Source organism: Pseudomonas citronellolis (assembly GCF_029335315.1).
Classification (GTDB): domain Bacteria; phylum Pseudomonadota; class Gammaproteobacteria; order Pseudomonadales; family Pseudomonadaceae; genus Pseudomonas; species Pseudomonas citronellolis_A.
Genome location: NZ_JARJLT010000131.1, coordinates 1 through 12,370 on the forward strand (window position 1 = coordinate 1; position 12,370 = coordinate 12,370).

At 65.2% G+C, this 12,370-nt stretch carries 13 protein-coding genes, 1 pseudogene and 1 riboswitch; of the genes and pseudogenes, 12 read left to right on the top strand and 2 right to left on the bottom strand.

What is annotated here, in order from left to right:
• Nucleotides 1-161: 161 nt before the first annotated feature.
• On the bottom strand, nt 162-920 hold the full coding sequence (locus P3W75_RS10970; protein WP_276227408.1) for an SDR family oxidoreductase: 759 nt from the start codon (nt 918-920) through the stop codon (nt 162-164).
• A gap of 105 nt (nt 921-1,025) precedes the next feature.
• Between P3W75_RS10970 and P3W75_RS10975 the strand changes: the two genes are divergently transcribed.
• The 12 genes from P3W75_RS10975 to P3W75_RS11030 all read left to right on the top strand — a co-directional run bounded on the left by P3W75_RS10975 (nt 1,026) and on the right by P3W75_RS11030 (nt 11,896).
• The gene (locus P3W75_RS10975; RefSeq protein WP_276227409.1) at nt 1,026-1,763 is read left to right on the top strand and encodes a HugZ family protein; all 738 of its coding nucleotides are present in this window, start codon (nt 1,026-1,028) and stop codon (nt 1,761-1,763) included.
• Nucleotides 1,764-1,829: 66 nt separating this feature from the next.
• The gene (locus P3W75_RS10980) at nt 1,830-2,297 is read left to right on the top strand and encodes an FxsA family protein (protein ID WP_276227410.1); all 468 of its coding nucleotides are present in this window, start codon (nt 1,830-1,832) and stop codon (nt 2,295-2,297) included.
• 192 nt (nt 2,298-2,489) lie between these two features.
• A complete protein-coding gene (locus tag P3W75_RS10985; protein ID WP_003094064.1) occupies nt 2,490-2,783 on the top strand; it encodes a co-chaperone GroES in 294 nt (97 codons plus the stop codon).
• A gap of 47 nt (nt 2,784-2,830) precedes the next feature.
• Nucleotides 2,831-4,471 (top strand): chaperonin GroEL, encoded by a 1,641-nt coding sequence (gene groL / locus P3W75_RS10990; RefSeq protein WP_276227411.1) that lies wholly within the window; start codon nt 2,831-2,833, stop codon nt 4,469-4,471.
• A gap of 295 nt (nt 4,472-4,766) precedes the next feature.
• Nucleotides 4,767-4,830, top strand: a riboswitch (Fluoride riboswitch).
• A gap of 62 nt (nt 4,831-4,892) precedes the next feature.
• Complete coding sequence (crcB, locus tag P3W75_RS10995) at nt 4,893-5,276, top strand: fluoride efflux transporter CrcB (protein WP_276227412.1); 384 nt, start codon at nt 4,893-4,895, stop codon at nt 5,274-5,276.
• Nucleotides 5,277-5,394: 118 nt separating this feature from the next.
• Nucleotides 5,395-6,078, top strand: coding sequence for a response regulator transcription factor (locus P3W75_RS11000; RefSeq protein ID WP_276227413.1), 684 nt, complete (start codon nt 5,395-5,397; stop codon nt 6,076-6,078).
• Complete coding sequence (locus P3W75_RS11005) at nt 6,068-7,345, top strand: sensor histidine kinase (protein ID WP_276227414.1); 1,278 nt, start codon at nt 6,068-6,070, stop codon at nt 7,343-7,345. Before P3W75_RS11000 ends, P3W75_RS11005 begins: the two co-directional genes overlap by 11 nt.
• A gap of 80 nt (nt 7,346-7,425) precedes the next feature.
• Nucleotides 7,426-8,097, top strand: coding sequence for a class I SAM-dependent methyltransferase (locus tag P3W75_RS11010; protein ID WP_276227415.1), 672 nt, complete (start codon nt 7,426-7,428; stop codon nt 8,095-8,097).
• A 2-nt stretch (nt 8,098-8,099) separates the two neighbouring features.
• A complete protein-coding gene (locus P3W75_RS11015; protein WP_276227416.1) occupies nt 8,100-8,804 on the top strand; it encodes a lipopolysaccharide kinase InaA family protein in 705 nt (234 codons plus the stop codon).
• Nucleotides 8,801-9,031, top strand: coding sequence for a hypothetical protein (locus tag P3W75_RS11020; RefSeq protein WP_276227417.1), 231 nt, complete (start codon nt 8,801-8,803; stop codon nt 9,029-9,031). The genes P3W75_RS11015 and P3W75_RS11020 overlap by 4 nt, the downstream gene beginning before the upstream one ends.
• 99 nt (nt 9,032-9,130) lie before the next feature.
• Nucleotides 9,131-10,339 (top strand): nicotinate phosphoribosyltransferase, encoded by a 1,209-nt coding sequence (gene pncB / locus P3W75_RS11025; protein ID WP_276227418.1) that lies wholly within the window; start codon nt 9,131-9,133, stop codon nt 10,337-10,339.
• Nucleotides 10,340-10,420: 81 nt separating this feature from the next.
• The gene (locus P3W75_RS11030; protein ID WP_276227419.1) at nt 10,421-11,896 is read left to right on the top strand and encodes a helicase HerA-like domain-containing protein; all 1,476 of its coding nucleotides are present in this window, start codon (nt 10,421-10,423) and stop codon (nt 11,894-11,896) included.
• A 127-nt stretch (nt 11,897-12,023) separates the two neighbouring features.
• Here the strand turns inward: P3W75_RS11030 and P3W75_RS11035 are convergent.
• Nucleotides 12,024-12,370, bottom strand: a pseudogene (locus P3W75_RS11035) (chemotaxis protein); the annotation flags it as partial.

Consider the following 12,370-nt stretch of genomic DNA (forward strand, 5'->3'; position numbering starts at 1 on the left):
CCGTCACTCCCGCGAACGCGGGAGCCCAGCGCCTTTGGCGGAGGGCGCACCCTGCGAAGTCCTGGCGTCAGTCTTTCCCGCGATGAAGACAGCTGCTCCTGCGAAGCACCGTGCAAATGAAAAGCCCCGCCTGAGCGGGGCTTTTCGTAAGCGCGACGGAATCAGAGGCGCAGGCCGCCGTCCAGCTCCAGCACGCGACCGGTGTAGTAGTCGTTCTCGAGGATGTAGGCCACCGAGTGGGCGATCTCGTCCGGGCGACCGAGGCGCTTGAGCGGGATGCCGGAGGTCATCTTCTCCAGGGCCTCGGGCTTCATGCTGGCGACCATGTCGGTCTCGATGAAGCCCGGCGCTACGCCGGCCACGCGGATGCCGTAGCGCGCCAGTTCCTTGGCCCAGACCACGGTGTCGGCGGCGACCCCGGCCTTGGCCGCCGAGTAGTTGGCCTGGCCCATGTTGCCGGCGCGGGAGATGCTGGAGATGTTGACGATCGCGCCTTGGTTGTCGAGTTCGATCATCTTCGCCGCCACTTCGCGGGTGCAGAGGAACACGCCGGTCAGGTTGACGTCGATCACCGACTGCCACTGGGCCAGGCTCATCTTGCTCAGCTGGCCGTCCTTGACCTTGATGGTCAGGCCGTCGCGAAGGATGCCGGCGTTGTTCACCAGGCCGTTGATGGCGCCGAAGTCGCTGGCGACCTGGGCCACCATGTGAGTAACCTGTTCTTCGTTGGCCACGTTGCACAGGTAGGCGCGGGCGTCGCCGCCAGCGGCCTTGCAGGCCTCGACGGCGGCGTCGAGTTTCTCCTGGTTGAGGTCGACCAGCGCCAGTTTCGCGCCCTTGGCGGCGAGGAACTCGCCCATGGCGCGGCCCAGGCCCTGGCCGCCGCCGGTGATGATGATGACCTTGTCTTGCAATTGCATGGTTTGAATCCCCACGGCAATGTCTGTAGGTGGCCTCGCCGGCAACGGTGAACGAATTGTCAGTGCCCGTCCGTTTGCGACGGATTCTTAGCGAGGAGTCATAAGGTGAGCGTGAAAGCTGCCAAGAATGCCCGAGAAATGCTGCTCAAGGAATACCGCGGCGTGCTCTCCACCCAGTCGAAGAAATGGCCGGGGTTCCCCTTCGGCTCGGTGGTCCCCTATTGCCTGGACGAGCAGGGCCGGCCGCTGATCCTGATCAGCCGGATCGCCCAGCACACCCACAACCTGCAGGCCGACGCCAAATGCTCGCTGCTGATCGGCGAGCGCGGCGCCGCCGACATCCAGGCCGCCGGTCGCCTGACCCTGCTGGCCGAGGCCCGGCAGTTGCAAGACGTCGAGCAGATCGACGCCGCGGCCAGTCGCTACTACCGCTATTTCCCGGCCTCGCAGGACTACCACAAGGCCCATGACTTCGATTTCTGGGTGCTGCAACCGGTGCAGTGGCGCTATATCGGCGGTTTCGGCGACATCCACTGGCTGGGCGCCGACAGCGTGCCGCTGGCCAACCCCTTCGCCGGCGCGGTGGAGACGGGGATGGTCGAGCACATGAACCGCGACCACCTCGACGCCATCGTCCACTACCTGGCGCTGGCCGGGCTGCCGCCGGCGGAAGCGCCGGAGCTGGCGGGGATTGATACAGAAGGTTTCCACCTGCGCGCCGGCGCGACCCTGCACTGGCTGCCGTTCCCCGCGCCCTGCGGCGATTCCGGCGCGGTGCGCCAGGCCCTGGTGCAACTGGCCAGGGCCGAGGTCTGGCCGGGCAACGAGGTGATCCAGGCTTGAAATAGCCAGGCGTCGGCGCCAACTACTTGAGTTATCCGGGCCGACGCCCCGCCAAGGACCCCTGAAATGCGAGTTTCCCTGTTTTTCCTCCTGCTCTTTCCGCTGATCGAACTGGCCGTGCTGATCAAGGTCGGCAGCGTCATCGGCGTGGGCTGGACCCTGCTCCTGCTGATCGCCGGCGCCTTCCTCGGCGCCGCGCTGCTGCGCGTGGCCGGGCTGGCGACGCTGTGGCGCGCCCGCGAGCGCCTGGCCCAGGGCGAACTGCCCGAGAAGGAGATGCTCGAAGGCCTGGTGATCGCCGTTGGCGGCGCGCTGCTGATGCTGCCTGGCTTCATCAGCGACATCATCGGCCTGTTCTGCCTGTTGCCGTTCACCCGCCGCCTGCTGCTGGGCGGCGTGCAACGGCGCATGCGTGAGCAGGAAGAGCGCCGCCGCGCCTTCGCCGGCGACCCGGCGGCGCAATCCCGTGGACCCAGCGGGCCGAACGTGATCGAAGGCGAGTTCGAGCGCCGCGAGAACGACCGCCTGCGCTGAAATTTTTTTCATCCCGGCCTTGAAATGCTCTGCGCCGACCTCATGTAGCAGGCACCGCAAGGTCCCTGTCGCTTGGACAGGCTGTCTTACGCGGCCCGCCTGCCGGGCCGCAAACCGGCGAAGCCGGATTCAACAAAACCCGCCGGACATCGAACCGGCCGTTGGAAACCATTGTTTGGGAGAGTTACGACTATGAAGCTTCGTCCTCTGCATGACCGCGTCGTCATCCGTCGCAGCGAGGAAGAAACCAAGACCGCTGGCGGCATCGTGCTGCCGGGTTCCGCCGCCGAGAAACCGAACCGTGGCGAAGTCGTCGCCGTCGGCACCGGTCGCGTGCTGGACAACGGCGAAGTTCGCGCCCTGGCAGTGAAGGTGGGTGACAAGGTGGTGTTCGGCCCGTACTCGGGCAGCAACGCCATCAAGGTCGACGGCGAAGAACTGCTGGTGATGGGCGAGTCCGAGATCCTCGCCGTCCTGGAAGACTGATTCAGTCCGCACCCTCCCCACCGAATTCGATTTAGAGGAAAGAGAACATGGCTGCCAAAGAAGTTAAGTTCGGCGATTCCGCTCGCAAGAAAATGCTGGTCGGCGTGAACGTGCTGGCCGACGCCGTCAAGGCCACCCTCGGCCCGAAAGGCCGTAACGTCATCCTGGACAAGAGCTTCGGTGCTCCGACCATCACCAAGGACGGCGTTTCCGTCGCCAAGGAAATCGAACTCAAAGACAAGTTCGAGAACATGGGCGCCCAGCTGGTGAAAGACGTTGCCTCCAAGGCCAACGACGCTGCCGGCGACGGCACCACCACCGCCACCGTTCTGGCCCAGGCCATCGTCAACGAAGGCCTGAAGGCCGTCGCTGCCGGCATGAACCCGATGGACCTGAAGCGCGGCATCGACAAGGCCACCGTGGCCATCGTCGCTCAGCTGAAAGACCTGGCCAAGCCGTGCGCCGACACCAAGGCCATCGCTCAGGTCGGCACCATCTCCGCCAACTCCGACGACTCCATCGGCAACATCATTGCCGAAGCCATGGAAAAAGTCGGTAAAGAAGGCGTGATCACCGTCGAAGAAGGCTCGGGCCTGGAAAACGAACTGTCCGTCGTAGAAGGCATGCAGTTCGACCGTGGCTACCTGTCCCCCTACTTCATCAACAAGCCGGACACCATGGTGGCCGAGCTCGACGGCCCGCTGCTGCTGCTGGTCGACAAGAAGATCTCCAACATCCGCGAAATGCTGCCGGTGCTGGAAGCCGTTGCCAAAGCCGGCCGTCCGCTGCTGATCGTGGCTGAAGACGTCGAAGGCGAAGCCCTGGCTACCCTGGTCGTCAACAACATGCGTGGCATCGTCAAGGTCGCGGCCGTCAAGGCTCCGGGCTTCGGCGACCGCCGCAAGGCCATGCTGCAGGACATCGCCATCCTGACCGGCGGTACCGTCATCTCCGAAGAAGTCGGTCTGAGCCTGGAAGGCGCCACCCTGGAGCACCTGGGTAACGCCAAGCGCGTGGTCCTGAGCAAAGAAAGCACCACCATCATCGATGGCGCCGGCGCTCAAGCCGACATCGAAGCCCGCGTCCTGCAGATCCGCAAGCAGGTCGAAGAGACTTCCTCCGACTACGACCGTGAGAAGCTGCAAGAGCGTCTGGCCAAGCTGGCCGGCGGTGTTGCCGTGATCAAGGTTGGCGCTGCCACCGAAGTCGAGATGAAAGAGAAGAAAGCCCGCGTCGAAGACGCCCTGCACGCTACCCGCGCTGCTGTGGAAGAAGGCGTGGTGCCTGGCGGCGGCGTTGCCCTGGTACGTGCCCTGCAGGCCATCGAAGGCCTGAAAGGCGACAACGAAGACCAGAACGTCGGTATCGCCCTGCTGCGTCGCGCTGTCGAAGCTCCGCTGCGTCAGATCGTTGCCAACTCCGGCGACGAGCCGAGCGTAGTGGTCGACAAGGTCAAGCAAGGTTCGGGCAACTTCGGCTACAACGCTGCTACCGGCGTGTACGGCGACATGATCGAGATGGGTATCCTCGATCCGGCCAAAGTCACCCGTTCGGCGCTGCAAGCTGCTGCTTCCATCGGCGGCCTGATGGTCACCACCGAGGCCATGGTTGCCGAAGTGGCTGACGACAAAGCTGCTCCGGCCATGCCGGACATGGGCGGCATGGGTGGCATGGGCGGCATGATGTAAGAGCCTGTTTACGATCTCGCGAGCTAGAGCAGAACAAGGCGCAACGACCAACGGGAGTAACAGCCGAAGGCTGGCCCGAAGGGCGAGCGCAGCGAGTCAAAACAGGCGAGGGACGGACCGGGCTCGCGTTCGAGTTTAGTCCGCTAAATGAGCATCGCTCGCCTGTTTTTAACGCAGTTATGCCGACGCGCAGCAGATCGTAGATAGGTTCTTAGCCACCCGGCCCCAGGCTGAGAAAAAGCCCCGCTTCGGCGGGGCTTTTTCGTTTTCGCTCCCGGCGCTTTGTGCCAAGATGTTCCGCGCAGGAGATGGCATTCCTCCTTCTAACCGCCCCTGTGGCTGATGATGCCTACGCATTTACCTGGATCAGGCGCGTAGGCGCTCGCCTGCGCCCTGTCCGCTACCCCTCAAGGACAGGAACATGTGGAAACCCGTTCTCGCCATTGCCCTCGGCGCCGCCGTCGGCGCGCTGCTGCGCTGGTACCTCGGCCTCAAGCTGAACAGCCTGCTGCCCACCATCCCCCCCGGCACCCTCGCCGCCAACCTGATCGGCGGCTACATCATCGGCCTCGCTGTCGCCTACTTCGCCACCGCGCAGGGCATCGCCCCGGAATGGCGCCTGCTGATCATTACCGGTTTCTGCGGTGGCCTGACCACCTTCTCGACCTTCTCCGCGGAGGTCGTCACGCTGCTGCAGGAAGGTCGCCTGGCCTGGGCCATGGGCGCCATCGCGGTGCACGTCAGCGGTTCCCTGGCGATGACCCTGCTCGGTCTGCTGACCGGCAACTGGCTGCTCGGCAAATGAGCCGCAGGCGCCGGCTGGCGTAGGCCGCCGCCTGACCGAACGAATGTGAAAAAAACGTCAAAGACGCTTAAGTTCCAATTAAGCGAGCTAGGCTAGATTGCCCTTCAAGGAGAGGAACATGCGGATTCTGTTGGTAGAAGACAATCGGGACATCCTGGCCAATATGGCGGACTACCTGGGACTCAAGGGTTACACCGTGGATTGCGCGCAGGACGGCTTGTCCGGCCTGCACCTGGCGGCCACGGCGCACTACGACCTGATAGTGCTGGATGTGATGCTGCCGGGCCTGGACGGTTTCACCCTGTGCCGGCGCCTGCGCGAAGACGCGCGGCGTGACACCCCGGTAATCATGCTGACCGCCCGCGACCAGTTGGATGACCGTCTGCAGGGCTTCCGCTCCGGTGCCGACGACTACCTGCTCAAGCCCTTCGCCCTGTCCGAACTGGCCGCCCGTATCGAAGCGGTGCTGCGTCGGACCCAGGGTGGCGGTCGCCGCGAACTGCAGGTGGCGGACCTGAGCTACAACCTCGACACCCTGGAAGTGAACCGCGCCGGCAAGGCGCTGAAGCTCAACCCGATCGGCCTGAAGCTGCTGGCCGTGCTGATGCAGAAGAGCCCGCACGTGGTCCGCCGCGACGTGCTCGAGGAAGCCGTCTGGGGCGACGATTGCCCGGACAGCGACAGCCTGCGCAGCCACGTCCACCAGTTGCGCCAGGTGATCGACAAGCCGTTCGCCATGTCGCTGCTGCACACCGTCCATGGTGTCGGCTACCGCCTGGCGGAGGAAACGAATGGAGTATAAGCAGAGCCTTTCCCGTCGGATTGTCTTTGCTTTCGTGTTCATGACCGCCCTGGTGGGTGGTCTGTTTTCGCTGAGCATCGTCGGCGTGGTGCACGTGGTCGAGGAGCGCCTGATCTCACGGGATCTGGGCGGCGAACTGGACCGGATCATCAACGAGGACCTGCACAGCGGTCGCGGGCCGCGGCTGGACCCGGGGATGCGTTTCTATATCAGCGACGGTATCGGCGTGTACGCCATGCCGCCGGCGCTGCAGAGGCTGGACGAAGGCTTCCACGAGGTATTCGACGGCGAACTGTCGTTCCACGCGCTGGTGCGTGACGACGAAGGGCGACGTTACGTGCTGTTGCAGGATCAGAGCGATTTCGAGGCGCGCGAGCAGGTACTGTACGCCGCCGTGGTGACCGGCTATGTGCTCAGCCTGGCGTTGGCCGGCCTGCTCGGCTGGTTGCTGTCGCGCAAGGTGATGGAGCCGGTGGCGCGCCTGGCGCGCCAGGTTCGCCATCGCGATCAGTTGCTGGACCTGGCCCCACCGCTGGCGCCGGACTACGCCAACGACGAGGTCGGCGAACTGGCGGCGGCGTTCGATTATGCGATTGGTCAGGTCCATGAGGTGCTGAACCGGGAGAAGTTGTTCACCAGCGATGTCAGCCACGAGTTGCGTACGCCGCTGATGGTCATCGCCACCAGTTGCGAGCTGCTCGCCGAGGAGCCGGGGTTGAGCGCGCGGTCGCGGACCCAGCTGGCGCGTATCGGCGCCGCCAGCGAAGAGATGCGTGACCTGGTGCAGACGTTCCTGATGTTGGCGCGCTCGCGCACCAAGGAACTCGACATTGCGCCGCGGGCGGGCCTGCGACGCATCGCCGACGACCTGGTCGGGCAATGGCGCGGGCCCATAGAAGCGAAGGGATTGACGCTGATCTACGAGAGTGGAGCAGCACCAGACGGACAGTTCAACGCCGCCTTCCTGCGCTCGGTGATGAGCAATCTGTTACGTAACGCTACTCATTACACGGATTCCGGACACATCCGCTTGCAATTGTCCGCCAGCGGATTTGTCGTCGAGGACAGCGGCGAAGGGATACCCGAGGAACAGCGCGAGCGCATGTTCCAACCCTTCGTGCGTGGCCCTCAGCAACGCGGCGAAGGCCTTGGACTGGGCCTTTCGCTGGTGCGCCGGATCTGCACGGCGGAAGGCTGGGATGTCAGCCTGACGCCAGCCTACCCGCATGGATGCCGTTTCGAGGTTCGCCTGCTGGCCGGCCATTGACGCAATTTTCACTCGGGTTTGACCACCCTCATACAGGTCGGCCCTTAGCTTCCGTATAAAAATCGAACAGGTACCCCACCATGAGCGACAAGCCCGTCGACCTCGAGTTTTCCCAGAAGTACGATCGCGCCCACGCCGAGCGCTACCTGCGCAAGCACCAGGCCGGACTGTCGCGGAAACTTTCCCACTGGCGCGATGTCCAGATCGCCCGCCAGGCGCTCAAGCTTGCCGGCCAGCCGAACCTGGTGCTGGACCTGCCGTGCGGCGCCGGGCGTTTCTGGCCGATGCTGGCGGAGAAGGACAACCGGGTGATCATCGGCGCGGACAATTCCGCCGACATGATCGCGGTGGCCTGCGCCGGTCAACCGGAAGAGGTTGTCAAACGGGTTCGACCTTTGCAGACTTCGGCGTTCGCCATCGATCTGCCGGACAACGCCGTCGATAGCATCTTCAGCATGCGCCTGATGCACCACATCGGAGAGTCGGGCGATCGCATGACGATGCTTCGCGAGTTCCATCGGGTGACGCGCGACAGCGTGGTCCTGTCGCTCTGGGTGGACGGCAACTTCAAGGCATGGAAGCGCCGGCGCGCCGAGGCGACGCGGCGGAAACACCAGTACCAGAACCGCTTCGTGATTCCCGCCGAAACCATCGAGGCGGAGTTCCGCCAGGCCGGTTTCAAGGTGCAGGACCATATCGATTTCGTCCCGCTGGTCCACATGTGGCGGGTCTACATTTTGCGTAAGGAGTGACGATGAGCGCTGATCTGGCAGCTCTGCAGCAAATTTCCGGTGAGGACGCCATCGATCGCTGGTTGCAGATTCCCGGCAAATGGGTGGAAGAGCCGAATCGGCGTCGGGGCGGCGAGAGCGGTGTGCAGCGCGTGCTCACCGACGATGGCCGCCTGCTCTATCGCAAGCAGCAAGTGGGGCACATCTACCGTGACCTGCTGCACCCCTTCGGTTACCCGACCGCGATCCGCGAGCGCGACGCCCTGCAGGCCGCCGCGCGCCTCGGGGTCAAGGTGCCGACCCTGGTCTACGCCGGTTGCCGCAAGCTCGACGGTGAATGGCAGGCGCTGCTGGTCACCGAATCCCTCGACGGCTATTCCAGCCTGGAAGACCTGTACGCCCGTGGCGACCACGAGCGCTGGGGCGAGGCGTTGCACCAGCGTGTCCTGCAGCAGTATGGGCGGACCCTGGCCAAGCTCAACCTCGGTCGCTGGCAGCATGGCTGCCTGTATACCAAGCACGTCTTCGTCAAGGTCGAAGGCGAGCAGATCGATGTAGCCCTGATCGACCTGGAGAAAGCCCGCCAGCGTTTCAGTGCGAAGCGTGCGGCGCGCCATGACCTGCGCCAGGTGAAACGCCGTTCGTCGTGGACGGAAGCGCAGTGGCAGGCCTTTGTCTATGGTTACGAAGCGGCGTTTGGCAGCGCCATCAAAGGGTTGCAGACATGAAACTAGAAATCACGCGAAGTTTGCTCCTGGTCGGCGCCTTGGGCGTGGCGACCTGGGCGGCGGCGGCCTGGCATGAGCCTGGCCCCACGGTGGTCGACTCCAAGGGCTTGCAGGACATCTGTCACGTGCCGCCTAACGTGCAGGCCAAGCAAGCGGCGCGTCCGGATCACGACCTGCTGCTGTTCCTCTTCGGCATGTCCCAGGGGGGCGCCAGCGCGCCGCGCTGATCCGGTAGTTTCCCGAAAACCCCGCTACGGCGGGGTTTTTTCTGCGCGCGTCGCCGGCAGGCCGGTAGACTGCAGGCTGATGACAAGCGAGAGGCGAGCATGGCTGGGTCCGCGTTTTCCCCGTTCGGCGTGCAGAACCTGCTGGATACCGACTTCTACAAGCTGAGCATGATGCAGGCGGTGCTGCACAACTACCCGAACGCCGAGGTGGAGTGGGAGTTCCGCTGCCGCAACGGCGAGGACCTGCGGCCTTACCTGGAGGGCATCCGCGAGCGCATCGAGGCCCTGGCCTGCCTGAGCTTCAGCGCCGAGGAGCTGGCTTTCCTCGAACGCATTCCGTTCTTCAAGCCCGACTTCATCCGTTTCCTCGGACTGTTCCGTTTCAACAGGCGCTACGTGCAGACCGGCATCGAGAACGGCGAGTTCTTCCTGCGCCTGAAAGGCCCCTGGTTGCACGTGATCCTCTTCGAGGTACCGGTGCTGGCGAGCGTCAGCGAGGCGCGCAACCTGCAGCGCCACCCGCAGGTGAGCCTGGAGCTGGTGCGCGCGCGCCTGCACGAGAAGTTCGACTGGCTGCGCGGCGAAGCCAGCGCGGAGGAGCTGGCGGGCTTCAAGATGGCCGATTTCGGCACCCGCCGGCGCTTTTCCTACGCCGTGCAGGAGTGCGTGGTCGCCGAGCTGAAGGCCGGTTTTCCCGGGCGTTTCGTCGGCACCAGCAACGTGCACCTGGCGCAGAAGCTCGACCTCAAGCCGCTCGGCACCATGGCCCATGAGTGGCTGATGGCGCACCAGCAGCTCGGCCCGCGGCTGATCGACAGCCAGGCCGCCGCGCTGGACGCCTGGGTTCGCGAGTACCGCGGCCAGCTCGGTATCGCGCTGACCGACGTGATCACCATGGATGCCTTCCTGCGAGACTTCGACCTGTACTTCGCCAAGCTCTTCGACGGCCTGCGCCATGATTCCGGCGAGCCGCTGCAGTGGGCGGAGAAGGCCATCGCCCACTACGAGCAGCTCGGCATCGACCCGCGCAGCAAGACCCTGGTGTTCTCCGATGGTCTCGACCTGCCGCGCGCGCTGCACATCTACCGTTCGCTGCGCGGACGGATCGACGTCAGCTTCGGTATCGGCACCCATTTCACCTGCGACATTCCCGGCGTCGAGCCGATGAACATCGTGCTGAAGATGACCGCCTGCAATGGCCAGCCGGTGGCGAAGATCTCCGACACCCCGGGCAAGATGCAGTGCAACGACGAGAACTTCGGCCGCTACCTCAAGCACGTCTTCCGGGTCGACGCGAGCCACGGCTGAAAAGCGCTGCGGCGGCGTTGCGCTTCGCCGCGCGACGCGCCAGTCTTGCCGGGTGACCTTCCGTTCAGCAGGGGAGCAAGGATGTCAGCGAGCAACGAACTCATCATCGGTGCCGGCCCCGATGGCCAGCCCGTCGGCCAGCCGTGGAAGCTGGCCAACCGCCACGGCCTGATCGCCGGCGCCACCGGCACCGGCAAGACCGTGACCCTCCAGCACCTCGCCGAAAGCTTCAGCGACGCCGGCGTCGCAGTGTTCGCCGCCGACATCAAGGGCGACCTCTGTGGCCTGGGCGCGGCGGGCAACCCCCAGGGTAAGGTGGCCGAGCGCATCGCCGCGATGCCCTGGCTGGGCTACCAGGCCAAGGCCTACCCGGTGAGCCTGTGGGACGTCGCCGGCAAGACCGGCCACCCGCTGCGCACCACCCTGAGCGAAATGGGCCCGCTGCTGCTGGGCAACCTGCTGGAGCTGACCGACAGCCAGCAGGCCGCGCTCTATGCGGCCTTCAAGGTCGCCGACCAGCAGGGCCTGCTGCTGCTCGACATGAAGGACCTGAAGGCGTTGCTGGGGTATCTCCGGGATCACCCGGAGGTGCTCGGCGACGATCGCGCCCTGTTCACCGGCGCTTCCGCCCAGGCGCTGTTGCGGCGCCTGGCGACCCTGGAGCAACAAGGCGCCGAGGCCTTCTTCGGCGAGCCGGCGCTGCAACTGGAGGACATCCTGCGCCTGGACGCCGATGGCCGTGGGCGTATTCACCTGCTCGACGCCAGCAAGCTGGTGCACGAGGCGCCCAAGGTCTACGCCACCTTCCTGCTGTGGATGCTTTCCGAGCTGTTCGAGCAGCTCCCGGAGCGCGGCGACGCCGACAAGCCGGTGCTGGCGCTGTTCTTCGACGAGGCGCACCTGTTGTTCAACGGCACGCCCAAGGCCCTGCACGATCGCCTGGAGCAGGTCGTGCGGCTGATCCGCTCCAAGGGCGTGGGGGTGTATTTCGTCACCCAGTCGCCCAGCGACCTGCCGGACGACGTGCTGGCCCAGCTCGGCCTGCGCATCCAGCACGGCCTGCGCGCCTTCACCGCGAAGGAGCAGAAGTCCCTGCGCGCGGTGGCCGACGGCTTCCGTCCGAACCCGGCGTTCGACTCCCTGCAAGTGCTCACCGAACTGGGTATCGGCGAGGCGCTGGTGGGCACCCTGGAGGAGAAGGGCACGCCGTCCATGGTCCAGCGCGTGGCCATCGCCCCGCCGCAGTCGCGCATCGGCCCGCTGAGCGACGCCGAGCGCGCCGAACTCATCCGCACCTCGCCGCTGGCGGGGCGCTACGACAAGCCGATCGACCGCGAGTCGGCCTACGAACGCCTGACCGGGCGTACCGACGCCAAGATGGCGCCCAGCCAGACCAAGGCCGACACCGGCAGCAGCCTGGGCGGCATGGCCGGGGAAATCCTCGGCAGCCTGGCCAGCCAGACCATGAAGACGGTGGTGCGCCAGGCGGCCAACCAGATCGGCCGCGAGCTGGTGCGCGGGCTGATGGGTTCGTTGCTGGGAGGCAAGCGGCGCTAGTAGAGCGTTCGCACCCTTGTAGGAGCGCGCCTTGCGCGCGATTCGCGGGCAGGGCCCGCTCCTACAGGTTACGGTGGGTGAGTGTAAGAAAAAGGCGCCTGCAGGCGCCTTTTTCTTGGTCGGCGGATCAGATGCGGAAGCTGTCCACCAGCTGGCGCAGGCGGCCGGCCTGGTTCTCCAGGTCGGCGCAGGCGCGCAGGGTGGCCTTGAGGTTTTCCACGCCTTCCTGGTTGAGGGTGTTGATCTCGGTGATGTCCATATTCAGCGAGTCGACCACGGCGGTCTGTTCCTCGGTGGCGGTGGCCACCGACTGGTTCATCGCGTCGATCTCGCTGATCCGCCCGGTCACGCTGGCCAGGCGCTGACCGGCGCGGTTGGCGATCTCCACGCTTTCCAGGCTGAAGCGTTGGCTCTCGCCCATGGTGGTGACCGCTTCGCGGGCGCCGACCTGGAGTTCCTCGATCATCCCCTGGA

Excerpts from the sequence above, each read along its gene's own strand:
- P3W75_RS10970 (WP_276227408.1), bottom strand. The coding sequence starts at position 920 with ATGCAATTGCAAGACAAGGTCATCATCATCACCGGCGGCGGCCAGGGC.
- P3W75_RS10980 (WP_276227410.1), top strand. The coding sequence starts at position 1,830 with ATGCGAGTTTCCCTGTTTTTCCTCCTGCTCTTTCCGCTGATCGAACTG.
- P3W75_RS10985 (WP_003094064.1), top strand. The coding sequence starts at position 2,490 with ATGAAGCTTCGTCCTCTGCATGACCGCGTCGTCATCCGTCGCAGCGAG.
- groL (WP_276227411.1), top strand. The coding sequence starts at position 2,831 with ATGGCTGCCAAAGAAGTTAAGTTCGGCGATTCCGCTCGCAAGAAAATG.
- crcB (WP_276227412.1), top strand. The coding sequence starts at position 4,893 with ATGTGGAAACCCGTTCTCGCCATTGCCCTCGGCGCCGCCGTCGGCGCG.
- P3W75_RS11000 (WP_276227413.1), top strand. The coding sequence starts at position 5,395 with ATGCGGATTCTGTTGGTAGAAGACAATCGGGACATCCTGGCCAATATG.
- P3W75_RS11005 (WP_276227414.1), top strand. The coding sequence starts at position 6,068 with ATGGAGTATAAGCAGAGCCTTTCCCGTCGGATTGTCTTTGCTTTCGTG.
- P3W75_RS11010 (WP_276227415.1), top strand. The coding sequence starts at position 7,426 with ATGAGCGACAAGCCCGTCGACCTCGAGTTTTCCCAGAAGTACGATCGC.
- P3W75_RS11015 (WP_276227416.1), top strand. The coding sequence starts at position 8,100 with ATGAGCGCTGATCTGGCAGCTCTGCAGCAAATTTCCGGTGAGGACGCC.
- P3W75_RS11020 (WP_276227417.1), top strand. The coding sequence starts at position 8,801 with ATGAAACTAGAAATCACGCGAAGTTTGCTCCTGGTCGGCGCCTTGGGC.
- pncB (WP_276227418.1), top strand. The coding sequence starts at position 9,131 with ATGGCTGGGTCCGCGTTTTCCCCGTTCGGCGTGCAGAACCTGCTGGAT.
- P3W75_RS11030 (WP_276227419.1), top strand. The coding sequence starts at position 10,421 with ATGTCAGCGAGCAACGAACTCATCATCGGTGCCGGCCCCGATGGCCAG.